Annotated in this window: 24 protein-coding genes and 1 riboswitch; of the genes, 15 read left to right on the forward strand and 9 right to left on the reverse strand. The window is 70.0% G+C overall.

All coding sequences use genetic code 11. The annotated features are described in order from the left end of the window. The first annotated feature begins 15 nt into the window (after positions 1–15). The 10 genes from ACYVMZ_RS12630 (at position 16) to ACYVMZ_RS12675 (ending at position 10,201) form a co-directional block, all read left to right on the forward strand. Positions 16–831: an SOS response-associated peptidase gene (locus ACYVMZ_RS12630; RefSeq protein WP_461078753.1), complete on the forward strand. Its 816-nt coding sequence runs from the start codon at positions 16–18 to the stop codon at positions 829–831. Position 832: 1 nt separating this feature from the next. Further along, the gene (locus ACYVMZ_RS12635) at positions 833–1,510 is read left to right on the forward strand and encodes an alpha/beta hydrolase family protein (RefSeq protein ID WP_461078755.1); all 678 of its coding nucleotides are present in this window, start codon (positions 833–835) and stop codon (positions 1,508–1,510) included. A 278-nt stretch (positions 1,511–1,788) separates the two neighbouring features. Then, the gene (gene sigR / locus ACYVMZ_RS12640) at positions 1,789–2,475 is read left to right on the forward strand and encodes an RNA polymerase sigma factor SigR (RefSeq protein ID WP_461079110.1); all 687 of its coding nucleotides are present in this window, start codon (positions 1,789–1,791) and stop codon (positions 2,473–2,475) included. Next, positions 2,472–2,801: a mycothiol system anti-sigma-R factor gene (gene rsrA, locus ACYVMZ_RS12645; RefSeq protein WP_461078757.1), complete on the forward strand. Its 330-nt coding sequence runs from the start codon at positions 2,472–2,474 to the stop codon at positions 2,799–2,801. The genes sigR and rsrA overlap by 4 nt, the downstream gene beginning before the upstream one ends. 160 nt (positions 2,802–2,961) lie before the next feature. Continuing rightward, positions 2,962–4,296, forward strand: a complete 1,335-nt coding sequence (locus ACYVMZ_RS12650; protein WP_461078759.1) for an HD-GYP domain-containing protein — start codon at positions 2,962–2,964, stop codon at positions 4,294–4,296. Positions 4,297–4,328: 32 nt separating this feature from the next. Further along, positions 4,329–5,585: an HD-GYP domain-containing protein gene (locus ACYVMZ_RS12655; protein ID WP_461078761.1), complete on the forward strand. Its 1,257-nt coding sequence runs from the start codon at positions 4,329–4,331 to the stop codon at positions 5,583–5,585. A 101-nt stretch (positions 5,586–5,686) separates the two neighbouring features. Then, a complete protein-coding gene (locus ACYVMZ_RS12660; protein WP_461078763.1) occupies positions 5,687–6,667 on the forward strand; it encodes a tetratricopeptide repeat protein in 981 nt (326 codons plus the stop codon). A 150-nt stretch (positions 6,668–6,817) separates the two neighbouring features. Continuing rightward, positions 6,818–7,468: a peptide deformylase gene (gene def, locus ACYVMZ_RS12665; RefSeq protein ID WP_461078765.1), complete on the forward strand. Its 651-nt coding sequence runs from the start codon at positions 6,818–6,820 to the stop codon at positions 7,466–7,468. 280 nt (positions 7,469–7,748) lie between these two features. Further along, entirely contained in the window at positions 7,749–8,834 is a 1,086-nt protein-coding gene (gene cyc1, locus ACYVMZ_RS12670; RefSeq protein ID WP_461078767.1) for an epi-isozizaene synthase, read from the forward strand. Beyond that, positions 8,831–10,201, forward strand: a complete 1,371-nt coding sequence (locus ACYVMZ_RS12675; RefSeq protein WP_461078769.1) for a bifunctional albaflavenone monooxygenase/terpene synthase — start codon at positions 8,831–8,833, stop codon at positions 10,199–10,201. The genes cyc1 and ACYVMZ_RS12675 overlap by 4 nt, the downstream gene beginning before the upstream one ends. A gap of 3 nt (positions 10,202–10,204) precedes the next feature. On the opposite strand, the gene ACYVMZ_RS12680 is transcribed toward ACYVMZ_RS12675, so the two are convergent. Then, positions 10,205–11,170 (reverse strand): GlxA family transcriptional regulator, encoded by a 966-nt coding sequence (locus tag ACYVMZ_RS12680; protein ID WP_461078771.1) that lies wholly within the window; start codon positions 11,168–11,170, stop codon positions 10,205–10,207. A 94-nt stretch (positions 11,171–11,264) separates the two neighbouring features. Between ACYVMZ_RS12680 and ACYVMZ_RS12685 the strand changes: the two genes are divergently transcribed. Beyond that, a complete protein-coding gene (locus ACYVMZ_RS12685) occupies positions 11,265–11,507 on the forward strand; it encodes a hypothetical protein (protein ID WP_461078773.1) in 243 nt (80 codons plus the stop codon). Here ACYVMZ_RS12685 and ACYVMZ_RS12690 read toward each other — a convergent pair. The 8 genes from ACYVMZ_RS12690 to ACYVMZ_RS12725 all read right to left on the reverse strand — a co-directional run bounded on the left by ACYVMZ_RS12690 (position 11,420) and on the right by ACYVMZ_RS12725 (position 20,888). After that, a complete protein-coding gene (locus ACYVMZ_RS12690) occupies positions 11,420–12,433 on the reverse strand; it encodes a ribonucleotide-diphosphate reductase subunit beta (RefSeq protein WP_461078775.1) in 1,014 nt (337 codons plus the stop codon). The genes ACYVMZ_RS12685 and ACYVMZ_RS12690 overlap by 88 nt on opposite strands. Beyond that, positions 12,433–14,799 (reverse strand): ribonucleoside-diphosphate reductase subunit alpha, encoded by a 2,367-nt coding sequence (locus ACYVMZ_RS12695; RefSeq protein ID WP_461078777.1) that lies wholly within the window; start codon positions 14,797–14,799, stop codon positions 12,433–12,435. The genes ACYVMZ_RS12690 and ACYVMZ_RS12695 overlap by 1 nt, the downstream gene beginning before the upstream one ends. A gap of 126 nt (positions 14,800–14,925) precedes the next feature. Continuing rightward, positions 14,926–15,049: riboswitch (cobalamin riboswitch) on the reverse strand. A 52-nt stretch (positions 15,050–15,101) separates the two neighbouring features. Beyond that, the gene (locus tag ACYVMZ_RS12700; RefSeq protein ID WP_461078779.1) at positions 15,102–15,608 is read right to left on the reverse strand and encodes a GNAT family N-acetyltransferase; all 507 of its coding nucleotides are present in this window, start codon (positions 15,606–15,608) and stop codon (positions 15,102–15,104) included. A 124-nt stretch (positions 15,609–15,732) separates the two neighbouring features. After that, positions 15,733–17,361, reverse strand: a complete 1,629-nt coding sequence (gene mctP, locus ACYVMZ_RS12705) for a monocarboxylate uptake permease MctP (protein ID WP_461078781.1) — start codon at positions 17,359–17,361, stop codon at positions 15,733–15,735. After that, a complete protein-coding gene (locus tag ACYVMZ_RS12710) occupies positions 17,358–17,624 on the reverse strand; it encodes a DUF3311 domain-containing protein (protein WP_461078783.1) in 267 nt (88 codons plus the stop codon). Before ACYVMZ_RS12710 ends, mctP begins: the two co-directional genes overlap by 4 nt. Before the next feature lie 97 nt (positions 17,625–17,721). Further along, entirely contained in the window at positions 17,722–17,922 is a 201-nt protein-coding gene (locus ACYVMZ_RS12715) for a YbdD/YjiX family protein (protein WP_461078785.1), read from the reverse strand. After that, a complete protein-coding gene (locus ACYVMZ_RS12720) occupies positions 17,891–20,032 on the reverse strand; it encodes a carbon starvation CstA family protein (protein WP_461078787.1) in 2,142 nt (713 codons plus the stop codon). Before ACYVMZ_RS12720 ends, ACYVMZ_RS12715 begins: the two co-directional genes overlap by 32 nt. Before the next feature lie 91 nt (positions 20,033–20,123). Then, positions 20,124–20,888, reverse strand: a complete 765-nt coding sequence (locus ACYVMZ_RS12725) for a GntR family transcriptional regulator (RefSeq protein ID WP_461078789.1) — start codon at positions 20,886–20,888, stop codon at positions 20,124–20,126. A gap of 343 nt (positions 20,889–21,231) precedes the next feature. On the opposite strand from ACYVMZ_RS12725, the gene ACYVMZ_RS12730 reads away from it, so the two are divergent. From ACYVMZ_RS12730 to ACYVMZ_RS12745, 4 genes are all read left to right on the forward strand, one after another. Then, positions 21,232–22,509 carry an extracellular solute-binding protein gene (locus tag ACYVMZ_RS12730; protein WP_461078791.1) on the forward strand — a complete coding sequence of 426 codons (1,278 nt, stop codon included), beginning with the start codon at positions 21,232–21,234 and terminating at the stop codon, positions 22,507–22,509. An 81-nt stretch (positions 22,510–22,590) separates the two neighbouring features. Continuing rightward, the gene (locus tag ACYVMZ_RS12735; protein ID WP_461078793.1) at positions 22,591–23,589 is read left to right on the forward strand and encodes a carbohydrate ABC transporter permease; all 999 of its coding nucleotides are present in this window, start codon (positions 22,591–22,593) and stop codon (positions 23,587–23,589) included. Continuing rightward, positions 23,586–24,416, forward strand: coding sequence for a carbohydrate ABC transporter permease (locus ACYVMZ_RS12740; RefSeq protein ID WP_461078795.1), 831 nt, complete (start codon positions 23,586–23,588; stop codon positions 24,414–24,416). The genes ACYVMZ_RS12735 and ACYVMZ_RS12740 overlap by 4 nt, the downstream gene beginning before the upstream one ends. A 9-nt stretch (positions 24,417–24,425) precedes the next feature. After that, complete coding sequence (locus ACYVMZ_RS12745; protein WP_461078797.1) at positions 24,426–25,916, forward strand: glycoside hydrolase family 3 protein; 1,491 nt, start codon at positions 24,426–24,428, stop codon at positions 25,914–25,916. The last annotated feature ends 29 nt before the right edge of the window (positions 25,917–25,945 follow it).

Consider the following 25,945-nt stretch of genomic DNA (forward strand, 5'->3'; position numbering starts at 1 on the left):
GGCAGTGTGGCACGTATGTGCGGACGGTATGCAGCGAGTCGTAGGCCAGAGGATCTCGCAGGAATCTTTGAGATCGACAAGTGGGAGCCGGAGGAGACCCTGGAGCCCGACTACAACGTGGCGCCCACCAAAGAGGTCTACGCCGTCCTCGACCGCCCTCTGAAAGACGTGGACGACCCGCGACCGGTTCGGCAGCTGCGGAAGCTGAAGTGGGGGCTGGTCCCCTCCTGGTCGAAGACTCCCGAGGGCGCCGCCCGGATGATCAACGCGCGCGCGGAGACCGTCCACGAGAAGCCGTCGTACCGCCGCGCCTTCGCCACCCGGCGCTGCATCCTGCCCGCCGACGGCTACTACGAGTGGGTCACCGGCAAGCAGGAGCGGGACCTGGAGGTCGAGGGGAAGAAGAAGCGGCCGCGCAAGCAGCCGTACTTCGTGCTGCCCGCCGACGGGTCCGTCTTCGCGATGGCCGGGCTGTACGAGTTCTGGCGGGACAAGACGCTGCCCGACGACCACCCGCAGGCCTGGTGGGTCACGTGCTCCGTCATCACCACCGAGGCGGAGAGGACCCCGCTGGCCGTGGCCCCCGCCGAGGGGCCGCGCGCGCTGGCCGACATCCACCCCCGGATGCCGCTGATGCTCACCCCCGACCGCTGGGACGCCTGGCTCGACCCGTCCCGCACGGACCCCGACGACCTGCGCGAGCTGCTCGCCCCGCCGCCGCCCGGGCTGATGCGGGCGTACCCCGTGCCGACGGCGGTCAGCGACGTCCGCAACAACGGGCCGGAGCTGCTGAAGGAGCTGGCCGCCCCGGAAGAGAGCACACTCTTCTGATGTGAGCGATGTGACCGATGTGACCAGCGAGACGACCCAGACGACCCAGAAGACCCAGACGATCGAGACGGACGCCGGCGCCGCCCGCATCACCTGGCACCGGGCGAAGAAGAAGGCACGGCTCGTCCTGGCCGCGGGCCACGGCGCCGGCGGCGGCATCCAGGCACGCGACCTTCAGGCCCTGGCCGCCGTCCTGCCCGCCCACGGCGTGACCGTCGCCCTCGTGGAGCAGCCCTGGCGGGTGGCGGGGAAGAAGGTCGCGCCCGCGCCGAAGACACTCGACACCGGCTGGCGCGGAGTGTGGCCCGCGCTCGCCGAGCCGGGGCTGCCGGTGATCTCGGGCGGGCGCAGCGCCGGGGCCCGGGTGGCCTGCCGTACCGCCGCCGAACTCGGCGCGCACGCCGTCCTCGCCCTCAGCTTCCCGCTGCACCCGCCGGGCAAGCCGGAGAAGTCCCGCGCCGAGGAGCTGCTCGGGGCCGGGGTGCCCACTCTCGTCGTCCAGGGCGGGAACGACCCGTTCGGCGGGCCCGATGAGTTCCCCGAGGGGCCCTACGACCTGGTCGAGGTGCCGTACGGCGACCACGGCTTCGCCGTGCCCAAACGCGCCGAGATCACGCAGGACGAGGCCCTAGCGGTGATCACGGACGCGGTCGTGAAGTGGACCGGGTCACTGGGGTAAAGCTTCGGGAATGTCGGGGCACCGACCGCTGTTGTGGCGGACGTATGTGCTGGCAGCCGGCCGCGACCGCGTCGGCCACCAGCGACGACGCCGTAGGAGAGGAAGTCCGCCGCATGGGTTCGATCTACTGCCCGAGCCGCAGCAGCCGCGCCGACCTGGACTGGACGGTGCTGCATGCGGCGAAGACCGCCCCTATTCGGGCGGCGGGCGGGCCGGATCGTCGTCTATCCTCCGATTCGGGTGGGACCGGTTTCGGCCCCGCAAAAAATCTTGAGGAGGTGGGTCCGGTTCCCGGTACCGACGCAGGGACCGAACACGGCCAGGCGGAGCAGCCCGAGGGCCGGGGCGGCGTGGGCGCGGAGACGACCGCCGAGCGCAGCGCGCGCTTCGAGCGGGACGCGCTCGAGTTCCTCGACCAGATGTACTCGGCCGCGCTGCGCATGACGCGCAACCCGGCCGACGCCGAGGACCTGGTGCAGGAGACGTATGCCAAGGCGTACGCGTCCTTCCACCAGTTCCGCGAAGGCACCAACCTCAAGGCGTGGCTGTACCGGATCCTCACCAACACCTTCATCAACTCGTACCGCAAGAAGCAGCGTGAACCGCAGCGCAGCGCGGCCGAGGAGATCGAGGACTGGCAGCTCGCCCGCGCCGAGTCGCACATGTCGACGGGTCTGCGCTCCGCCGAGTCGCAGGCGCTCGACCACCTGCCCGACTCGGACGTGAAGGAAGCGCTCCAGGCGATCCCCGAGGAGTTCCGCATCGCCGTGTACCTCGCGGACGTTGAGGGCTTTGCCTACAAGGAGATCGCCGACATCATGGGGACACCCATCGGTACGGTGATGTCCCGGCTGCACCGGGGCCGCCGTCAACTGCGCGGCATGCTCGAGGACTACGCCCGCGAGCGTGGGCTGGTCCCGGCCGGCGCCGGAGAGTCGAACGAAGCGAAAGGCTCGGGGTCATGAGCTGCGGAGAGCCGCACGAGACGGATTGCAGCGAAATCCTCGATCATCTCTACGAGTTCCTCGACCGTGAGATGCCGGATGCGGACTGCGTGAAGTTCGAGCACCACTTCGAGGAATGCTCGCCGTGCCTGGAGAAGTACGGGCTCGAACAGGCCGTGAAGAAGCTGGTCAAGCGGTGCTGCGGGCATGACGACGTGCCGCGCGACCTGCGCGACAAGGTCATGGGGCGGATCGAGCTGATCCGCTCCGGCCAGGCCGTGCCCGACCAGGACGTCACGGCCGCGCCCGCGCCCGGTGCGACGCCTGCCGCACCCCAGGAGTCCTGAGACTCCGGCCTCTCCCCTCCTACCCGGCCCCCGGCCGGGTAGTCGTCACTCGAACGTGCTAATCCGCGGGTTATCGGCCCACGCAGCCCCCCGCCGCCGCCCTAGGCTCCGGAGCCTGACAGGCAGGTCGTATCCGGCAGGCACGGTCGGGGAGGGGCTCATGGAGGCGGTACCGTCACGCGCCCGTACGTACATCGTCTGCGTCGTCGTCGCCGCCGTGCTCTGCCTGCTGCCGCTGCCGGCGGTCCGCACGCCCTGGTCGGCGGCCGCGCTGCTCGCCGTGCTGTACGCCGGCTGCGAGCGCCTCGCCCGGTCCCGGTTCGTCGGGATCTCCTCCCCGGCGGGCACCTTCTACCCGGTCCTGCTCGCCGGGGCCTTCCTGCTGCCGGCGCCCGCCGCCGCGCTCGTCGCCCTGCCGGGAGCGCTGCTGTCGCACGTCGAGCAGCGGCCCGTCCTGCTGCGCCGTATCTGGCGCGCCGCCCAGCTGGCCCTCGGTGTGTGGGCCGCGTCCCGGGTGCACGGGGCGCTCGGCGGGCGGGGCGCGGTCGCGGCGGGCGACGTGCCGTACGCGCTCGGGCCGGCCGGGGCCGCGGTGCTGGCGTTCTGCCTGGTGCTCACGCTGCTGGACGGCGGGATCCTCGCGCTGGCCGAGCGGGTGCCGGTGCGGCGGGCCTGGCGGGGTCTGATCGCCCGGTCGCTCGCCCCGATCGCCGTGCACGGGCTCGCCGGGCTGATGATGGCCGTCCTGTGGCGCAGCCCGTACGGGCCCGTCGCCGCGCTGCTCGTGCTGCTGCCGATGTGCGTGTCCTGGTGGGCGTTCGCGCAGTACCACCGGGAGCGGGCCGCCCATCAGGCGACGATCCGGGCGCTCGTGCAGGCCGTCGACATCAAGGACGGGTACACGCGCGGGCACAGTGAGCGGGTCGGGCAGGCCTCGATGATGATCGCCCGTGAGCTCGGCATGGACGACGAACGGGTCGAGGTCATCCGGTTCGCCGGAATCCTGCACGACGTGGGCAAGTTGGGGGTGCCCACCCGGCTGCTCACGAAGGACGGGCCGCTGACTCCCCAGGAGCGGCGGGTGATCGAGCTGCATCCCGAGTACGGGCACGAGATGGTGCGGGGCATCTCCTTCCTCGGGGAGGCCCGGGCGGCGGTGCTGCACCACCACGAGCGACTGGACGGCAGCGGGTATCCGTACGGGCTGGTGGGGCGCCAGATCCCGGAGTCGGCCCGGGTGGTGGCCGTGGCCGACGCGTTCGACGCGATGACCTCCACCCGGTGTTACCGCAGGGGGCGGCCTGTCGCGGCCGCCTTGGAGGAGCTTCAGCGCTGTGCGGGGAGCCAGTTCGATCCGCGGATGGTCGCGGCGCTGGTGCGGGCCCTGGGGCGGGGCGGCGGCTGGCGTCCGGCCGTGACCGCCGACGACGTCCACGCCCCTCGCGTTCTGCCGCCCGGTCCGCCCGTTTCCAGCCCGCCGGGGGCGCGCCGATGAGTTCTCCCCGCCGGCCCGCCCGGGGCGCGCCGATGAGTTCTCCCCGCCCCCGCTTCCTCCTCACCCTCGTGCACGCCTGCGCCGCCCTCCTCGCCGCCGTCTGCCTCGTCCTGACCCTCTGGACGGGCCTGCGGGAACGTCAGGTCGCCCTCGCCTTCGGCGCACTCGTCGCCGTCGGAGAGCTGACCCGGCGCACCGGTGCCGGCGTCCGGGAGGCCGCGCCGCTCGCCGCCGCCGGGGCCCTGTCGTACGCCCTGCTGGGGGAGAACGCCGGGCGGTCGACCCAGCACGGGGCCACCCAGGTCCTCGTCGTCGTCCTGGCCGCGTCGCTCCTGGGGTCCGTGCCGCACATCGCGCGCGGGCAGGGGCCCACCCTCGACCACCTGGCGCGCCGCGTGCTCACCGTCGGGTTCGTCGCCGTGTGCTTCCAGCCGCTGTACAACCTCGGGACGTTCGACGACTGGATCGGCCCCGCCTACGCGCTGCTGCTGCTCGCGCTGCTGTCCCTGACCGCGCTGTGCGACGCCGTGCTCGCCGCCGCGCTGGCCCACGCCCGCACCGGGTGGCCCTTCGCGCCGGTGCTGCGGGACGAGTTGCGGGCGGTGCCCGGCATCGGGACGGCCGTCATCGCGACCGGGGCGGTGATGTCGCTCGCGGTCGCCGTGGTGGGGCTGTGGGCACTGCCCGTCTTCTCCGCGCCCCTGCTGCTCGCCCAGCTGTCCTTCCGGCGGTACGCCGCCGTCCGCGCCACCTACCGGCAGACCATCGCCTCCCTCGCGCGGGCCACCGAGATCGCCGGGTACACCCCGTCCGGGCACGCCCGGCGCGTCGCCGCGCTCAGCCAGGCGGTCGGGCGGGACCTGGGGCTGACCGAGCCCGAGCTGACCGTGCTGGAGTACGCCGCCCTCATGCACGACATCGGGCAGCTGAGCCTCGTCGACCCGGTGCCCGCCGGGGCCACCGCCGGCCTGCCCGCCGCCGAGCAGCGCCGGATCGCCCTGCTCGGCGGGGCCGTCGTACGCCAGACCGGAGTCGACCCGCGGGTGGCCATGGTCGTCGAACGCCAGGCCGACCCGTACCCGGAGCAACCGCTCGCCGCACGCATCGTGCGGGCGGTCAACGCGTACGACGAGAAGGCCCGGGACCGCGGTCCCGGCGGGCCCCTGACGGCGCTGGAGGAGCTGCGGCTGGCCACCGGCGGGGAGTACGCGCCCGAGGTGGTCGAGTCCCTCGTCCGGGTGCTCGCCCGGGGGTCTGACCCCGCCCGACGCTGGGTAACCCATGGGTAATGAGCGCCCTTCCGGCCGTACGTGGTTGGATGCGAAGGAGAGGGTGTCCGGGGGCGGAAAGGCACAGCCAGCCCACCACACGGAACTGGCAGGCGGGAATCGTGAGGATCTTCGGCAAGGGACGACATCGGCCCTCCGCCTCCTGGCGGCAGGCCACAGACCGCGCGTTCACGCTGATCGGCGACGGGCGGTACGAGGACGCGGGCGCGCTGCTGACGCGGGCCGCCGATCTGGAGCCCTGGCTGTCGGAGTCCTGGTTCAACCTGGCCCTGCTGCACAAGTTCCGCCACGACTGGGAGCAGGCGCGCGCGGCGGGCCTGCGGGCCGTGGCCCTGCTCGACCGCGACACCGGGGCGCCCGACTGGTGGAACGTCGGCATCGCCGCGACCGCCCTGCAGGACTGGCCGCTGGCCCGCCGGGCCTGGCAGGCCTACGGACTGCGGATGCCGGGCGGTGCCACCGACTCCGGCGAGCCCGTCGGCATGGACCTCGGCAGCGCGGCCGTACGGCTGTCCCCGGAGGGGGAGGCGGAAGTCGTGTGGGGGCGACGCCTCGACCCCGCCCGGATCGAGGTGCTGTCGATCCCGCTGCCCTCCTCGGGGCGGCGCTGGGGCGAGGTCGTGCTGCACGACGGCGTCCCGCACGGCGAGCGCACCACGGCCGCCGGGCACACCTACCCCGTCTTCGACGAGATCGAGCTGTGGGCGCCCTCGCCCGTGCCCACCTGGGTCGTGCTGCTGGAGGCCGAGACGGAGGCCGACCGGGACGCCCTGGAGCAGCTGGCCGCCGACGCCGGGTTCGCCGCGGAGGACTGGTCGTCGTCGGTGCGGTTGCTGTGCCGGATGTGTTCCGAGTCGCGGATGCCGTCGGACGAGGGGGACGGGGAGCATCTCGACCCGCATGATCACAGCGAGCCGGGGCATCCCGGGCCGCTGGGGCACCGGACCGACGGGCAGCTGTGGATGCCGGAGCGGGAGTGCGGGGTGGCTGCGCCGGCTTCGCTGGTGAGGGGGTTGCTGGACGGGTGGGTCGCGGACAGTCCGGATTCTCGTGACTGGCGGGATCTGGAAGAGGTCTGCTAGTCGCCGTTGCCCAGTGCGGGCTGGTTGTGGCTGGTCGCGCCCCGCGGCACAGCCGCATACGGACACAGTCCCGCGCCCCTACAGGAGCGCGTTCCCCCGTACCCTGTATCAGCATCAATCCCAGTTTTGCGAGGAAGGCGTACGTCGGTCATGGCGCAGCAGGACACCGATCAGCAGCACGCGGGCGTGCTCCCCGTCGACGACGAGGGGTACGTCATCGACACGGAGGACTGCGAGGAGCGCGAGTCGGCCTGGCGGGAGAAGGGCACCTCGCGGCCGATCACGGTGGTCGGGAACCCGGTGCTGCACAAGGAGTGCAAGGACGTCACCGACTTCGGCGAGGAGCTCCAGCAGCTGGTCGCCGACATGTTCGCCAGCCAGCGCACCGCCGAGGGCGTGGGCCTGGCCGCCAACCAGATCGGTGTCGACCTGAAGGTCTTCGTCTACGACTGCCCGGACGACGAGGGCGTCCGGCACGTCGGCGTGGTCTGCAACCCCAGGCTCGTCGACCTGCCCGCCGACAAGCGCCGCCTGGACGACAGCAACGAGGGCTGCCTGTCGGTGCCCACCGCGTACGCGCCGCTCGCCCGGCCCGACTACGCCGAGGTCACCGGGCAGGACGAGAAGGGCAACCCGATCAAGGTGCGCGGCACCGGCTACTTCGCACGGTGTTTGCAGCACGAGACCGACCACCTGTACGGCTACCTCTACATCGACCGGCTCTCCAAGCGCGAACGCAAGGACGCGCTGCGGCAGATGGCCGAGAACGAGCCCCGGTACCCCGTGGTCGCCAACGACTGAGATCTCACAGCCCCCTCACGCACGGCGTCTGGTCAGGATTCCCCTCCTGACCAGGCGCCGTTCGTCTGTCCGTCGCACGTTCGATCCCCTCCGCTCCTCCAGTGATCCACATCCAGTCACGCAAGGGGAGGTTCTTGGCACCCAGGGTTGCGGATGGAGCAAATCCGTTCCCAGGACGGTCAGTTGTAGTGCTGAATGGGATGAGCGGGGCTACGCAACGGCGCACGCCCGGCACGGCGGAAGGGGCGTGGGCCAACTGGCGGCTGAGAGGGGTTTGTTCGTGCATGCTTTGTCACACGGCACCACATCGTCACCGACCACGATCGCAGTTCCACCGTCGCTCGCACTGCCGGTGATCGAGGCGGCGTTTCCGCGGCAACTCCACCCGTATTGGCCAAGGCTCCAGGAGAAGACCCGTGCATGGCTCCTGGAAAAGCGGCTCATGCCGGCGGACAAGGTGGAGGAACATGCCGACGGCCTGTGCTACACCGACCTGATGGCGGGCTACTACGTGGGCGCGCCGGACGACGTCCTGCAGGCGATAGGGGACTACAGCGCGTGGTTCTTCGTCTGGGACGACCGGCACGACCGCGACATCGTCCACGGCCGGCCGGCCGCCTGGCGGCGGCTGCGGGACCGGCTGCACACGGCACTCGACTCCCCCCGGGACCACCTGCACCACGAGGACCCCGTGGTCGCCGGGCTCGCCGACAGCGTGCTGCGGCTGTACTCGTTCCTGCCGCAGACGTGGAACGCCCGGTTCGCCCGGCACTTCCACAGGGTGATCGAGGCGTACGACCGGGAGTTCCGAAACCGCACCGAGGGCATCATCCCGACCGTCGGGGAATACCTCGAACTGCGCCGGCTCACGTTCGCGCACTGGATCTGGACCGATCTGCTGGAGCCGAGCGCGGGCTGCGAACTCCCGGACGCCGTACGGAAACACCCGGCGTACCGGCGGGCGGCGCTGCTGAGCCAGGAATTCGCCGCCTGGTACAACGACCTCTGCTCGCTGCCGAAGGAAATTGCGGGCGACGAGGTGCACAATCTCGGCATCAGTCTCATCACCCATGAGGGACTGACGCTGGAAGAGGCGATCGGCGAAGTCCGGCGGCGCGTCGAGGAATGCATCACGGAATTCCTCGACGTCGAAGAGGACGCCCTGCGGTTCGCCGACGACCTCGCCGACGGCACCGTGCGGGGAAAGGAACTGAGCGCCGCCGTACGCGCCTGTGTCGGCAATATGCGGAACTGGTTCAGCTCCGTCTACTGGTTCCACCACGAGTCCGGCCGGTACATGGTCGACAGCTGGGACGACCGGTCCACGCCCCCGTACGTCACCAACGAAGCGGCAGGTGAGAAATGACCGTCGAGTCAGTCGAACCCGAAGCCCCTCTGACAGCTCAGCTGCGTGAGCCGCCCCTGGCGGGTGGTGCGGTCCCCGTCCTCGGCCACGGCTGGAAGCTGGTCCGCGACCCGCTGGCCTTCATGTCCCGGCTGCGGGACCACGGCGACGTCGTACGCCTCGAACTGGGACCGAAGACCGTGTACGCGGTCACCACGCCGGCTCTCACCGGCGCCCTGGCCCTCAGCCCCGACTACAAGATCGACGGGCTGCTGTGGGAGTCCCTGGAGGGCCTCCTCGGCAAGGAGGGCGTGGCCACCGCGAACGGCCCGCGCCACCGCCGCCAGCGGCGCACCATCCAGCCCGCCTTCCGGCTCGCCGCCATCCCCGCCTACGGCCCGATCATGGAGGAGGAGGCCCACGCGCTGACCGAGCGCTGGCAGCCGGGGCACACCATCGACTGCACCTCGGAGTCCTTCCGTGTCGCCGTGCGCATCGCGGCCCGCTGCCTGCTGCGCGGCGAGTACATGGACGAGCGGGCGGAGCGGCTGTGCAACGCGCTCGCCGTCGTCTTCCAGGGCATGTACCGGCGGATGGTGGTGCCGCTCGGGCCGCTCTACAAGCTGCCGCTTCCGGCCAACCGCGCATTCAACCGTGCGCTGGCCGATTTACATCTCCTCGTCGACGAGATCGTCGCCGAGCGGCGCGCATCCGGTCAAAAGCCGGACGATTTGCTGACGGCATTGCTGGAGGCCAAGGACGAGAATGGCGACCCCATAGGTGAACAGGAGATCCACGACCAGGTCGTCGCGATCCTCACCCCCGGCAGCGAAACCGTCGCCTCCACGATCATGTGGCTGCTGCAGGTGCTCGCCGAGCACCCGGAACACGCGGACAAGGTGCGTGACGAAGTCCAGGCCGTTACCGGTGGGCGTCCGGTGGCATTCGAGGACGTCCGCAAGCTCACGCACACCAACAATGTCGTCGTCGAGGCCATGCGTTTGCGCCCCGCCGTATGGATTCTGACGCGGCGGGCGGTGACCGACACGGAACTCGGCGGGTATCGGATTCCGGCCGGGGCCGACATCGTCTACAGCCCGTACGCGATCCAGCGCGATCCGAAGTCGTACGGGAACCACCTCCAGTTCGACCCCGACCGGTGGCTTCCGGAGCGCGTCAAGGAGGTGCCGAAATACGCCATGAACCCGTTCAGCGTGGGCAACCGGAAGTGCCCGAGCGACCACTTCTCGATGGCGCAGCTGACGCTGATCACGGCGGCGGTGGCCACCAAGTACCGCTTCGAGCAGGTGCCCGGCTCCAACGACGGCACCCGGGTCGGCATCACGCTGCGTCCGCACAGGCTGTTGCTGACGCCGGTGCCCAGGTGACGCTCAGGCGGCCTCCGGGCCCCTGAACGTCCGCCGGTAGGCGTTCGGGGTGGTGCCCACCGCCCGTACGAAGTGGTGGCGCAGCGCGGCCGCTGTGCCGAACCCCGTTCGGCCCGCGATCGCGTCCACCGTCTCGTCCGTCGCTTCCAGCAGGTGCTGGGCCAGCAGCACGCGCTGTCGCAGGATCCAGCGGTAGGGCGTGGTGCCGGTCTCCTGGTGGAAGCGGCGGGCGAAGGTGCGCGGCGACATGTGGGCGCGGGCGGCGAGCTGCTCGACGGTGACCTCCTCGTCGAGATGCCGCTCCATCCACACGAGCACCTCGCTGATCGTGTCGCCCTCGGAGGCCGGCAGCGGCCGCTCGATGTACTGGGCCTGGCCGCCGTCCCGGTGCGGCGGCACGATCATCCGCCGGGCGATCTTGTTGGCGATCTCCGGCCCCTGCTCCTTGCGCACGATGTGCAGACAGGCATCGATCCCGGCCGCCGTGCCGGCCGAGGTGATCACCGGCTCCTCGTCGACGTAGAGTACGTCCGGCTCGACGATCGCCCGCGGATGACGCCGGGCGAGCTCCTCCGCCTGCCGCCAGTGCACGCTGCAGCGCCGCCCGTCCAGCAGCCCTGCCGCGCCCAGGGCGAAGACCCCGGAGCAGACGCTCAGGACCCGCGCGCCCCGGTCGACGGCCCGGACCAGGGCGGCGAGCAGCTCGGGCGGATACTCCCGCCCGATGTAGTTGTCCCCGGCCGGCACCGCGATCAGGTCGGCCTCTTCCAGCCGGTCGAGGCCGTAGGCGGTGGACACCATCAACCCCTTGATGTGGGTACTGAGCGTGGGCCCTTCCGCCGAGACGACCGCGAAGTCGTAGACCGGCAGGCCCTCGTCACTGCGGTCGATGCCGAACACTTCGCAGACGACGCCCAGTTCAAAGGGATGCACGCCGTCCAGCAGGACAGCGGCCACGTTTTTCAGCATGCCCCCCAGTGTGCCCCATCGGTGGCAGTAATTCGAGGGTCTACGGCAGTCCTGCCACTGTCAGTAAGGAGTAAACGGCGTGACAGTGGTGTCCATGGATACGACATACGCGGAGGCACTGATGGCCATGATCACCGTCCTCGGCATGCTGGTCCTCCTGGTCCTGCCCTCGGTGGTCGGCATCGTGCGCGACCGGCGCATCGACCGCCAGATCAGGCAGGCCCAGGAGAACCGCGGGCCCGAGGATCGTCAGAAGTCCTCGTCCAGGTCGACGGTGCCCTCCACCGCCACCTGGTACGCGGACGGACGCCGCTCGAAGAAGTTGGTCAGCTCCTGAACCCCCTGCAGCTCCATGAAGGAGAAGGGGTTCTCGGAGCCGTACACCGGCGCGAAGCCGAGGCGCGTGAGGCGCTGGTCGGCGACGCACTCCAGGTACTGCCGCATCGAGTCGGTGTTCATGCCCGGGAGGCCGTCCCCGCACAGGTCGCGCGCGAACTGCAGCTCGGCCTCGACGGCCTCCCGCAGCATGTCGGTGACCTGCTGCTGGAGGTCGTCGTCGATGAGCTCCGGCTCCTCCTTGCGGACGGTGTCGACGACGTCGAACGCGAAGGACATGTGCATCGTCTCGTCGCGGAACACCCAGTTGGTGCCGGTCGCCAGGCCGTGCAGCAGGCCCCGGCTGCGGAACCAGTACACGTAGGCGAAGGCGCCGTAGAAGAACAGGCCCTCGATGCACGCGGCGAAGCAGATCAGGTTGAGCAGGAACCGGCGGCGGTCGGCCTTGGTCTGAAGCCGGTCGATCTCCTCCACCGAGTCCATCCACCTGAAGCAGAACTCGGCCTTCTCGCGGATGGAGGGGATGTTCTCGACGGCCGCGAAGGCCGCCGCCCGGTCGTCCGGGTCGGGCAGGTAGGTGTCCAGGAGCGTCAGATAGAACTGGACGTGGACGGCCTCCTCGAACAGCTGCCTGCTCAGGTACAGGCGCGCCTCGGGGGAGTTGATGTGCTTGTACAGGGTCAGCACGAGGTTGTTCGCCACGATCGAGTCGCCCGTCGCGAAGAACGCCACCAGACGGCCGATCAGGTGCTGCTCACCCGGGGTCAGCTTCGCCAGGTCGGCGACGTCCGAGTGGAGGTCGACCTCCTCCACGGTCCAGGTGTTCTTGATGGCGTCCCGGTAGCGCTCGTAGAAGTCGGGGTAGCGCATGGGGCGCAGAGTCAGCTCGAAGCCGGGGTCGAGGAGGTTCTGGGTTCGGGCGGTCATCACTGGCAGGCCTCGCAGGACTCGGGGTTCTCCAGGGAGCAGGCGACGGCTTCGTCGGGAGCCGGCTGCTGAACGGGGACGGTGGCTTGCGCCTGGGCCGCGCGGGCGATCCTCGTCGCCGGGCGCGAGCGCAGGTAGTACGTCGTCTTCAGCCCGGACTTCCAGGCGTAGGCGTACATCGAGGAGAGCTTGCCGATGGTCGGCGTCTCCATGAACAGGTTCAGGGACTGGGACTGGTCCAGGAACGGCGTACGGGCGGCGGCCATGTCGATCAGGCCGCGCTGCGGGATCTCCCACGCCGTGCGGTAGAGCCGTCGTACGTCCTCCGGGATCCAGGTGAAGTCCTGCACCGAGCCGTTCGCCTCGCGCAGCGCCTCGCGGGTGCGGGCGTCCCAGACGCCGAGGTCCTTCAGGTCCTGCACCAGGTAGGAGTTGACCTGGAGGAACTCGCCGGACAGCGTCTCGCGCTTGAACAGGTTGGACACCTGCGGCTCGATGCACTCGTACACGCCCGCGATGGAGGCGATGGTGGCGGTCGGCGCGATCGCGAGGAGCAGGGAGTTGCGCATGCCGACGGCCGCGATGCGTTCGCGCAGGGCCGCCCAGCGCTCCGGCCAGGCCGGCTCGACGTCGTAGTGGTCGGGGTGCAGGATGCCCCGGGCCGTACGGGTCTTCTCCCAGGCCGGCAGCGGGCCGTTGCGCTCGGCCAGGTCGGCGGAGGCCTCGTACGCGGCGAGCATGATGCGCTCGGCGATGCGCGTGGACAGCTGCTTGGCCTCGGGGGAGTCGAAGGGCAGACGCAGCTTGAAGAAGACGTCCTGCAGGCCCATCACGCCCAGGCCCACCGGGCGCCACTTGGCGTTGGAGCGGCCCGCCTGCTCGGTCGGGTAGAAGTTGATGTCGACGACGCGGTCGAGGAAGGTGACGGCCGTGCGGACGGTCTCGTCGAGCCGCTCCCAGTCGATGTCCTGAGAGGCCGGGTCGACAAAGGCGGCGAGGTTGACCGACCCCAGGTTGCAGACCGCCGTCTCCCCGTCGCTGGTGACCTCCAGGATCTCCGTGCAGAGGTTGGAGGAGTGGACGACGTGGCCGGGTTCGGCGGTCTGGTTGGCGGAGCGGTTGGCGGCGTCCTTGAAGGTCATCCAGCCGTTGCCGGTCTGCGCGAGGGTGCGCATCATGCGGCCGTACAGCTCGCGGGCCGGGAGGGTCTTCTTGGCGAGCCCTGCCGCTTCGGCCTTGCGATATGCCGCGTCGAACTCCTCGCCCCACAGGTCGACCAGCTCGGGCACGTCCGACGGCGAGAACAGCGACCACTGCTCGTCGGCGTTGACCCGGCGCATGAACTCGTCCGGCACCCAGTGCGCGAGGTTCAGGTTGTGGGTCCGCCGGGCGTCCTCACCGGTGTTGTCGCGCAGCTCCAGGAACTCCTCGATGTCGGAGTGCCAGGTCTCCAGGTAGACCGCGGCCGCGCCCTTGCGCCGGCCGCCCTGGTTCACGGCGGCGACCGAGGCGTCGAGGGTCTTCAGGAACGGGACGATGCCGTTGGAGTGCCCGTTGGTGCCGCGGATGAGCGAACCGCGGGAGCGGATGCGGGAGTAGGCGATGCCGATGCCGCCGGCGTGCTTCGAGAGGCGGGCGACCTGGTGGTAACGGTCGTAGATGGAGTCCAGCTCGTCCTTGGGGGAGTCGAGGAGGTAGCAGGACGACATCTGGGGGTGCCGGGTGCCGGAGTTGAACAGGGTGGGGGAGGAGGGGAGGTAGTCGAGGCGGCTCATCAGCCGGTAGAGCGCGGCGACTTCGTCGACGGACCGGTGGGTGTCGTCCTCCGCCAGGCCGGCGGCGACGCGCAGCAGGAAGTGCTGGGGCGTCTCGACGGCCTTGCGGGTGATCGGGTGCCGGAGCAGGTAACGGCTGTGCAGGGTGCGCAGGCCGAAGTAGCCGAAGCGGTCGTCGGCCCGGGTGTCGATCAGCGCGTCCAGGCGCTCGGCGTGCAGGCGCACGAACTCGGCGGTCCGGTCGGCGATGAGTCCCTCGCGGTGCCCGACGGCGACGGACTCGGTGAAGGACGTGACGCCCTGCGAGGCGGCCTCGGCGCGGATGGAGATCGTCAGCAGCCGGGCGGCCAGCTTCGAGTAGGCGGGGTCCTCGGAGATCAGGCCGGCCGCCGCCTCCGTGGCCAGCTCGCGCAACTCCGTCTCGTCCGCCTGCGCCGACCGGCCGCGCAGCGCGGCGGCGGCGACCCGGCCGGGGTCGGCGTCGGGGAGGTCGGCGGTCAGCTCGGTCAGGGTCCGCAGCAGCGCGGCACCGGGACCGTCGTGGTCCGCTGCGGCGGCTGCTGAAGCCGGTTCGGCTGGCGCGATGGTCACGTGGGGCTCTCCCTCGCTCGGGCACGGGGGCCTCGCCGAGGGCAGGGGGCGGCACACGAGCGCACGCGGCGTCGCGTCCACCGGCCCATTCCACGAGGCCCGGACGTCAGGGGCACCCGGACCGGGCGGCCGGGCGCGCTGTCGGCAGGTCCTCGGACTGAACAAGCGTGCAGATACACGCAAGTACACCGTTGCGGGACAGTTCCGGATTCGCACCGGATTCCCCTGCGGCGACAGCGAGCATGAGCATACATCTTGTGCCGGGTTCCGGTGGCACCCCCAGATGTTGTGTCGTGCTGGTTTCAGAGGGGCAACTCGTAGGTGAGGAGCGTGATGTCGTCCAGGTGCGGGATCGGGTTCCAGTCGCGCTCGGGGGTGCGGGTGAAGCCCAGGCGTGCGTAGATGCGGTGGGCGGAGCGCATGGTGCGCTGGGTCGACAGCACGATGCGGACACAGCCGGGCGTGGCGCGGGCCCGGTCGATGCAGGCGCGGACCAGGGCCTCGCCGGTGCCCCGGCCGCGGGCGGCGCGGGCGACGGCGAGCATGCGGATCTCGGCCTCACCGGGCCGGGCTATGTCGGCCATGGGGCCGCCGCTAGGTACGAAGGTCACGCCGCCCAGCAACTGCCCGCTACCGACAGCGACCAGCACGTCCGCGGCGGCCGCCCGCTTGGCCACGTCCTTGAGTTCGCCGAGGTACTCGTCGCTCTCGCCGAAGTCGAGGAGGCCGTCCTGGAGGTAGGCCTGGGCGGTGATCTCGCCGAGGGTGTCGTACTCGTCAGGGGTCGCCTGCCTGATCACGATGTCCATGAGGCCGAGTGTGCCGGACGGGTACGACAACGGGCCGCCGGATCTCTCCGGCGGCCCGTCGACGCAGGACCCCCAGGCCCTGTCGTCAAACTCCCGCCTGCTCCGCGGCGTTTGACGACGGGGCCTAGTGCGCCGATCCGGCCGTGGCCGGCGGCAGCTCCACCTGCACGCCCGGGTCGCCCGCGTCGGCCGTGTAGTCCTCCGGCTTCGTCTCGTCGACGCCCTCCGGAGCCTTCAGCGCCTTCAGGACGAAGGTCAGGACCACGGTCACGACGACGTTCAGCACGAACGCCGTGAGGCCGATGTACCCGATCTCGCCGATGCCCGGGATCTCCTTCGCCGAGCCGCCGAAGTGCTTCTGCGTCGGCGAGGCGACCCCGTACGCGGCGACCGTGCCGTAGATCATGCCGACCGCCCAGCCGGCGAGCAGTGCCCAGCGGTGGAACCAGCGGGTGAACAGGCCGCCGACCAGGGCCGGGAAGGTCTGCAGGATCCAGATGCCGCCGAGCAGCTGGAAGTTGATGGCGACCGTCTTGTCCATCGTCAGGACGAAGGCCAGCGCGCCCACCTTCACCAGCAGCGACACCAGCTTGGAGACCTTGGTCTCCTGCTCCGGCGTCGCGTCCGGCTTGATGAAGTCCTTGTAGATGTTGCGGGTGAACAGGTTCGCCGCCGCGATCGACATGATCGCCGCGGGCACCAGCGCGCCGATGCCGATCGCCGCGAAGGCCACGCCCGCGAACCAGTCCGGGAACATCGTCTCGAACAGCTGCGGGATCGCCAGCTGCGCGTTGGTGACCTTGACCCCGGCCGCGATCGCCATGAAGCCGAGCAGCGCCAGCAGGCCCAGCATCAGCGAGTACAGCGGCAGGATCGTGGTGTTGCGGCGGATCACGTCACGGCTGCGCGAGGACAGGGTCGCCGTGATCGAGTGCGGGTACATGAACAGCGCGAGCGCCGAGCCCAACGCCAGCGTGGCGTACGTCCACTGGCCCGCCTCCGCCGGGACCAGCGCACCGCGTGGCGCGCCCGTCGCCGGGTTGGTTTGGCCGAACGCCTCGCCCGCCGCCTTGAAGATGTCGTCGAAGCCGCCCAGCTTGATCGGGATGTAGATGATCGCCACCGCGATGACGATGTAGATGAGGGTGTCCTTGACGAAGGCGATGAGCGCCGGGGCCCGCAGACCCGACGAGTACGTGTACGCCGCGAGCACACCGAAGGCGATCAGCAGCGGCAGGTCCTTGATGAACCAGTGGGTGTTCTCGCCGCCGCCGATGCCCATCACGTCCAGCACGGCCTGGATGCCGACGAGTTGGAGCGCGATGTACGGCATGGTCGCGAGGATGCCGGTGAGCGCCACCGCCAGCGACAGGCCCTTCGAGCCGAACCGGCCGCGCACGAAGTCGGACGTCGTCACGTAGCCGTGCTTGTGGGAGACCGACCACAGGCGGGGAAGGAAGGTGAAGATCAGCGGGTACACCAGGATCGTGTACGGCACCGCGAAGAAGCCGGCCGCGCCCGCCGCGTAGATCGCCGCCGGTACGGCGACGAAGGTGTACGCCGTGTAGAGGTCGCCGCCGAGCAGGAACCAGGTGATCCAGGTGCCGAACGACCGCCCGCCCAGGCCCCATTCGTCGAGGCTGTGCTCGTTCTCGGCCTTGCGCCAGCGGGCGGCCAGGAAGCCCATGACGGTGACGAGCAGGAAGAAGAAGATGAAGACGGCGAGTGCCACGCCGTTCACGCCGTCCTTCACTTGGCCGCACCCCCCTTGGCGGACGAGCGGGCGCGCTGGTCACGCTGCCAGAGCTTGTACGCGATGCCGGTCAGCACCGTGGAGATCAGCACCCAGGCCATCTGGTACCAGTAGAAGAACGGGATGCCGATGAAGACCGGGTCGGTCTTGGCGTAGGAACCGACCCACAGCATGGCCACGAAAGGCGCTATGAGGCAGAAGGCGATGACGACGCGCACAGGCGTCACCACCGGCCCGCTGCTGACTTCTGGGGCTTGCGACATCGGGTGGCTCCGTCCCCTCACTGATCACCTGTGCAATGCGCAGGAAATCTAGGTCAGGACATGGCGAAAACGGAACCCCTCGTCCGTATATCGGTCGTCAGCAGCAGCGGAAGCCCTGCCGCGGGTCGGCCTCCTGCCGCTCGGTGCGCATCCGCTCGAACGCGCGCCGTGACGGCACCTGGGCGTCCGGGTGCTCGCGGCGCAGATGCGCGACATAGCGGTCGTACGCCGACTCGTCGGTCAGCTCGCGCAGGTACCAGCGCACGCTACGGAACACCCGCCTGAGTGCCGACGGCATCGCGCGCCTCCTCCTTCTCCTCCTTCGTCGGGATCAGCCCGGCCGGAGCGACGATCTTCGACTCGACGTACGGTGCCTCGCTCAGTGACGACAGCGCCGGGCGGCGGATGTGCCGGACGCACACGCGGGCCGCGTCGACGATCACCACGACGATCAGGAGGGCCAGGATCGCCGAAAGGACGCCGTCCACCGTGGAGTTGGTGACCACGGTGTGCATGTCGTCCATGGTCTTGGCGGGCGGCAGGACCTCGCCGCGGTCGATGGCGTCCTGGAACACCTCGCGCTGCTTGAAGAAGCCGACCTTGGGGTCGCTGGAGAAGACCTTCTGCCAGCTCGCCGTCAGCGTCACCGTCGCGTCCCAGGCGAGCGGGACCCCGGTGATCCAGGCCCACTTGAGGCGTCCCGACTTCACCAGCAGCGTGGTGCACACCGCGAGGGCGACGGCCGCCAGCAGCTGGTTGGAGATGCCGAAGATGGGGAACAGCTGGTTGATGCCGCCGAGGGGTTCGTGGACGCCGACCCACAGGAAGTATCCCCACAGCCCGCACACGATCGCGCTGGTGATGACGAGGCCCGGCTTCCAACTCACGTTCCTGAAGGGCCGGTAGGCGTTGCCCAGCATGTCCTGGAGCATGAACCGGCCCACGCGCGTGCCGGCGTCCAGCGCGGTCAGGATGAACAGCGCCTCGAACATGATGGCGAAGTGGTACCAGAAGGCCTTCAGGCTCCCGCCCGTGACCTGCGAGAAGATCTCGGAGACACCGACGGCGAGGGTGGGCGCGCCGCCGGTACGCGACAGCAGGGTCGACTCCTCGACGCTCTTCGCCGCCTGGGCGAGGTCCTCGGGGGAGATCTGGTACCCCCAACCGCTCACCACCTGCGAGGCGTTCTCCACCGTCGTGCCGATGACCCCGGCCGGCGCGTTCATCGCGAAGTACAGACCCGGGTCGATGATGCTCGCCGCGACCAGCGCCATCACGGCGACCGACGACTCCATCAGCATGGAGCCGTAGCCGATCATCCGGACCTGCGTCTCCTTCTGGATCATCTTCGGCGTGGTGCCGGACGAGATGAGCGAGTGGAAGCCGGACAGCGCGCCGCAGGCGATGGTGATGAAGACGAAGGGGAAGAGCGAACCCGCGAAGACCGGCCCGTCGCCGCGTGAGGCGAAGTCCGTCACCGCGTCCATCTTCAGCGTCGGCAGGGCGATGACCACGCCGAGCGCGAGCAGGACGATCGTGCCGATCTTCATGAAGGTGGACAGGTAGTCGCGGGGCGCCAGCAGCATCCACACCGGCAGGATCGAGGCGATGAAGCCGTACGCCACCAGCCAGATGACCAGCGTGGAGGGCGCGAGCGTGAAGGTGTCGGCCCACGACGACTCGGCGACCCACCGCCCGGCGACCAGCGCGAACAGCAGCAGCGCCACGCCGATCAGCGACACCTCGACGACCCGGCCCGGCCGCAGCACCCGCAGGTAGAAGCCCATCAGCAGGGCGATCGGGACGGTCATGCCGATGGAGAAGGTGCCCCAGGGCGAGGCCGCGAGGGCGTTGACGATGACCAGGGCCAGCACCCCGAGCAGGATGATCATGATGGCGAACGCGGCGATGAGGGCCGCCGCGCCGCCGAACGGGCCGATCTCCTCCCGCGCCATCTGGCCCAGCGACCGCCCGTCCCTGCGCGTGGAGAAGAACAACACCACCATGTCCTGGACCGCGCCCGCGAAGATGACGCCCGCGATGATCCAGATGGTGCCGGGCAGATAGCCCATCTGGGCGGCCAGCACCGGCCCGACCAGCGGTCCCGCGCCCGCGATCGCCGCGAAGTGGTGACCGAGCAGGACGCGCCGGTCGGTGGGGTGGAAGTCGATGCCGTTGTCGAGCCGTTCGGCCGGGGTGGCCCGGGTCTTGTCGACCTTGAGGACCTTGTACGCGATGAACTTCGCGTAGAAGCGGTAGGCGATCGCGTAACTGCCCAGGGCGGCCGCCACCATCCAGGCGGCGGACACCTCCTCGCCCCGGGACAGCGCGAGCACCGCCCAGCCCACCGTGCCGACCAGCGCGACAAGACTCCAGACGACGATGGTTCGGACGTTCGCGGTACGCACCGGGCGGTCCTCCCGTCCCTACCGTCAACACGGCGACGGGATGGACCGTAGAGCAGGAACAGGCGTTCCGCTACACCGCGTGCGCCCCTGGTTACTCCTGAGGGCGCTTGAGCCGGGCCACGAACTTGTAGCGGTCCCCCCGGTAGACGGACCGCACCCACTCCACCGGCTGCCCCTCCCGGTCGATCGAGTGCCGGGAGAGCATCAGCATCGGCAGGCCCACGTCGGTGCCGAGCAGGCCGGCCTCGCGCGGGGTGGCCAGGGACGTCTCGATGGTCTCCTCGGCCTCCGCGAGATGGACGTCGTACACCTCGGCGAGCGCGGTGTACAGGGACGTGTACTTCACGAGCGAACGCCGCAGGGCCGGGAAGCGCTTCGCGCTCAGGTGGGTCGTCTCGATGGCCATCGGCTCACCGTTGGCCATGCGCAGCCGCTCGATGCGCAGGACGCGTCCGCCGGGCGCGATGTCGAGGAGCTCGGCGAGGCGGTCGTCGGCGGTGATGTAGCCGATGTCCAGCAACTGCGAGGTGGGTTCGAGGCCCTGGGCGCGCATGTCCTCGGTGTACGAGGTGAGTTGCAGCGCCTGGGAGACCTTCGGCTTGGCGACGAAGGTGCCCTTGCCCTGGATGCGCTCCAGACGGCCCTCGACGACCAGTTCCTGAAGGGCCTGGCGCACGGTCGTGCGGGAGGTGTCGAACTCCGCGGCCAGCGTGCGTTCGGGCGGGACCGGTGTGCCCGGCGCCTGCGTCTCCGTCATGTCGAGGAGGTGCTTCTTCAGGCGGTAGTACTTGGGCACGCGTGCGGTACGGACAGTCGCCCCGTTCTCGTTCTCCGCACTGCTGACATCGGTGCTCATGCTCCGCCTTCCCAGGCTCCCTATGCGGCTCACATCGTGGCACGGCAGCGTACCGGGATGTTCTCTGTACGCTCCGTGACCCCTTCTGTATACCGGCGCCTTCTCTTCTGGTCTAGTCCATATCTTGAGTGGTCCAGTGGCAGTGTGCCTCGCTCGCCCGGTGTTTTCGATGGCTTCTTACTTAAAGGTTCCTGCATATGTAGGTCCCATAACGGCTGGTCAGAGGCTATTCGAGCACCCTTGACACCCTCCCTGGTCTGGTCCAAGCTCCCCGTACTGGTCTACACCATTGGTCCAGGTCCCGGCCCATGGGCAGGGGGGTGGCATCCCTGAGGAGGGTGGCGTGAAGCGCAAGCTGATATCCGCGATCGGTGTCGCGGGCATGATGTTCTCCATCGCGGCGTGCGGGGGCGACGACGGGAGCGGCGACGGCAAGGCCGGGGCGGACGGCTACGCCGGCCAGACCCTCACGGTGTGGGTGATGGACGGCTCCTCCCCGGACCAGTGGCAGAAGGACGTGGCCGCCGCCTTCGAGAAGAAGACCAAGGCGAAGGTGAAGTTCGAGGTCCAGCAGTGGAACGGCATCCAGCAGAAGCTGACCACCGCCCTGTCGGAGGAGAACCCGCCGGACGTCTTCGAGATCGGCAACACCCAGACCCCGGCCTACGCCAAGACCGGGGGCCTGGCCGACCTCGCCGACCTGAAGGCCGAGATCGGCGCCGACTGGACCGAGTCGCTCAACGAGTCCTCGATCTACGAGGGCAAGCAGTACGCGGCGCCCTGGTACTTCGCCAACCGCGTCGTCCTCTACAACAAGAAGATCTGGGCCGAGGCCGGCATCAAGGACACCCCGAAGACCCGGGACGAGTTCTACGCCGACCTCAAGACCATCGGTGAGAAGACCGACGCCGAGCCGATCTACCTCCCCGGCCAGAACTGGTACCACTTCGTCGGCCTGGTGATCGGCGAGGGCGCAGAGCTCGTCAGGAAGGACGGCGACACGTACGTCTCCAACCTCGACGACCCGAAGGTCGCCGCCGCCATGGAGACGTACAAGAAGTTCCAGGCGCTGTCCAAGGCCCCGAAGGACAAGGACGAGGCCACCCCGCAGCAGGGCGAGGTCTTCGCCGAGGGCGACGTCGGCGCCTTCATCGGCATGGGCTGGGAGGCCGGCATCGCCACCAAGGCCAACCCGAAGCTGGAGAAGGACATCGGCTACTTCACCATCCCCGGGGCCACGGCCGACAAGCCCGAGGGCGTCTTCCTCGGCGGCTCCAACCTCGCCGTCGCCGCGGGCAGCGAGAAGCAGGAGCTCGCCAAGGAGTTCCTGAAGATCGCCCTGTCCGACCAGCACGAGGGCCGGCTGGCCAAGCTCAACGGCGTGATCCCGAACAAGGAGTCGCTGCAGAGCAACCTGAAGGGCAACCCCGCCGCCGAGGCCGCCGCACCGGCCGCCGCGGGTGGCGGCACCACGCCGCTGATCCCGGAGTGGGCCGCGGTGGAGAACGCGCCCAACCCGATCAAGACGTACATGACCGCCGTCCTGAACGGCAAGTCCCCGGCCGCGGCCGCGAAGCAGGTCGAGGACGAGTTCAACAAGCGCCTGGCGCAGCAGAGCTGAGGACGCCGGGCCGGGGCGGGATCGCCTTGCCGTGGTCCCGCCCCGGCGACCGTACGCAGGTCGAGAAGAGAGAGCGCGAGCATGACCGTGCAGACCGAACGGACTCCCTCCGGCCCGGCGGAAGGTCCTTCGGACGTCCGCAAGCCGGACGGTTCAGGACCCGGCCGGACCACCCCGCGAGCCGCGTCGCGCGCCGGCGCGCTCGCCCCGTACCTCCTGCTGCTGCCCGCCTGCGTGGCCACCGTGCTGCTGCTCGGCTGGCCGCTGCTGAAGGACGTGCTGCTGTCGTTCCAGAACCTCAACATGGCACAGCTGATCCAGCACGTCACGGAGTGGAACGGCATCGACAACTACAAGGAGGTCCTCACCGGCGAGGACTTCTGGCGCGTCACCGTCCGCTCGATCCTGTTCACGGCGGTCAACGTCGTCCTGATCATGATCCTGGGCGCCCTGGTCGGCCTGCTGCTGGCCCGCCTCGGCAAGCGGATGCGGGTCACCCTGATGATCGGGCTCGTGCTGGCGTGGGCGATGCCCGTGGTCGCCGCGACCACCGTCTACCAGTGGCTGTTCGCGCAGCGCTTCGGCGTCGTCAACTGGGTGCTCGACAAGCTCGGCTGGCACTCCATGGCCGACTACAGCTGGACCAGCGGCCAGATGTCGACGTTCTTCGTCGTCACCGTGCTCATCGTGTGGATGTCCATTCCGTTCGTCGCGATCAACCTGTACGCGGCGACGACCACGATCCCGGGCGAGCTGTACGAGGCCGCCGCCCTGGACGGCGCGGGCGCCTGGCGCAGCTTCACGACCGTCACCCTGCCGTTCCTCAGGCCGTTCCTCTACGCGACCACGTTCCTGGAGATCATCTGGGTCTTCAAGGCGTTCGTGCAGGTCTTCACCATCAACGGCGGCGGCCCCGACCGGCTCACCGAGACGCTGCCCGTCTACGCCTACATCGAGGGCGTCGGCAACCAGCACTACGGCATGGGCGCGGCGATCGCCGTCCTGACCATCCTGATCCTGCTCGGCCTGACCGCCTACTACCTCAGGATCGTGCTCAAGCAAGAGGAGGACGAGCTGTGAAGCGCTCACTCTTCGGCCGCCTGTGGCCCAACGTCACGGCCGTCGTCCTGTTCGTCGGCTTCGTCTTCCCCGTGTACTGGATGTTCGCCACGGCCTTCAAACCGACCGGCGACATCGTCTCCGAGGACCCGGTCTGGTTCCCGACCGACATCACCTTCGAGCACTTCGGGACCGCGACCGACGTCGACCACTTCTGGACGTTCGTCACCAACTCGCTGACCGTGACCGTCCTCGCGGTCGTCTTCTCGCTGATCATCGCGCTGGCCGGCGCCTTCGCCCTGGCGCGGATGCGCTTCAAGGGGCGGCGGGGCTTCGTCGTGGGCTTCATGCTCGCCCAGATGGCGCCCTGGGAAGTCATGATCATCGCGATGTACATGATCGTGCGGGACGCGTCGATGCTGAACAGCCTCGTGCCGCTGACGGTCTTCTACATGATGATGATCCTGCCCTTCACCATCCTGACGCTGCGCGGCTTCGTCGCCGCCGTGCCCCGGGAACTGGAGGAGGCCGCGATGGTCGACGGCTGCACCCGCGTGACGGCGTTCCGCCGGGTCATCCTGCCGCTGCTCGCGCCGGGCCTGATGTCCACCTCGATGTTCGGATTCATCACCGCCTGGAACGAGTTCGCCCTCGTCCTGGTGCTGAACAAGGACGAGGAGGCACAGACCCTGCCGCTGTGGCTGACCCGCTTCCAGACCGTGTTCGGCAACGACTGGGGTGCGACCATGGCCGCGTCCTCCCTTTTCGCGATCCCCGTCCTGATCCTCTTCGTCTTCCTCCAGCGCAGGGCCGTCGGCGGCCTGACCGCCGGCGCCGTGAAGGGATAACGCCACCCGATGACGACATTCGCCAGCGGCACAGACACCCTCACGCGCGACGCGCTGACGGTTCTCCAGCCCGGCTTCACCGGCACCACCGCCCCCGACTGGCTGCTGCGCCGGCTCGGCGAGGGCCTGGCGTCGGTGGGCCTGTTCGGCCGCAACATCGCCTCGCCCGGCCAACTGGCCGCCCTGACCGCCCAGTTGCGGGCCGAGCGCGACGACGTCCTGGTCGCCGTCGACGAGGAGGGCGGTGACGTCACCCGCCTGGAGGTGCGCACCGGCTCCTCCTTCCCCGGCAACCACGCGCTGGGCGCGGTGGACGACGTGGAGCTGACGCGGGAGGTGGCCGCCGAACTGGGCCGCCGGCTCGCGGTCTGCGGAGTCAACTTCAACTGGGCCCCGTCGGCCGACGTGAACTCCAACCACGGCAACCCGGTCATCGGGGTCCGCTCCTTCGGCGCCGACCCCCACCTGGTCGCCCGGCACACCGCCGCCTACGTCACCGGCCTGCAATCGGCGGGCGTCGCGGCCTGCACCAAGCACTTCCCCGGGCACGGCGACACCGCCGTCGACTCCCACCTCGCCCTGCCCCGCATCGACGCGGAGACCGCGGTGCTCACCGACCGTGAGCTGGCCCCGTTCCGCGCGGCCATCGAGGCCGGCACCCGGGCCGTGATGAGCGCGCACATCCTCGTCCCCGCCCTGGACCCGGACCGCCCGGCGACCCTCTCCCGGCGCATCCTCACGGACCTGCTGCGCGACGAACTCGGCTACGACGGCCTGATCGTCACCGACGGCATGGAGATGCGGGCCGTCGCCGACACCTACGGCATCGAACGCGGCAGCGTCCTGGCCGTCGCGGCCGGCGCCGACGCGATCTGCGTGGGCGGCGGCCTCGCCGACGACGAGACCGTACGGCGCCTGCGGGACGCCCTGGTCACAGCGGTGCGCTCGGGCGAACTGCCCGAGGAGCGCCTGGCGGACGCGGCGGAACGCGTCCGCAGGCTCGCCCGCTGGGCCACCGCGAACACCGCTCCACGGGCTGTCTCCGACGGCGAGATCGGCCTGCGGGCCGCCCGCAGCGCCCTGACGGTGACCGGCGCGGACGGCTTCACCCCGCTCACCGAACCGCCCTACGTCGCCGCCTTCACCCCGGTCGCGAACATCGCGGTGGGCGACGAGACCCCGTGGGGCGTGGCCGCGGAGCTCTGCCACCTCCTCCCCGGCACGCAGACGGGCAGCTTCGCCGGGCAGAACGGGGCGCAGGCCGGGCGCGCGGCGCTGGAAGCGGCCGGCCCGCGCCGCATCGTGGCCGTCGTCCGCGACGTGCACCGGCATCCCTGGATGGCATCCGCCCTCGACACCCTGCTGGCCGCCCGCCCCGACACGATCGTGGTGGAGATGGGCGTCCCCCAGGCCCCGCCCTGCGGCGCCCTGCACATCGCCACCCACGGCGCGGCCCGCGTCTGCGGCCGTGCGGCGGCGGAGGTCATCGCGGGGGCCTAGGACCGCCGATGCCTCGTCAGAAAGCCGCC

The organism is Streptomyces deserti (assembly GCF_054782695.1).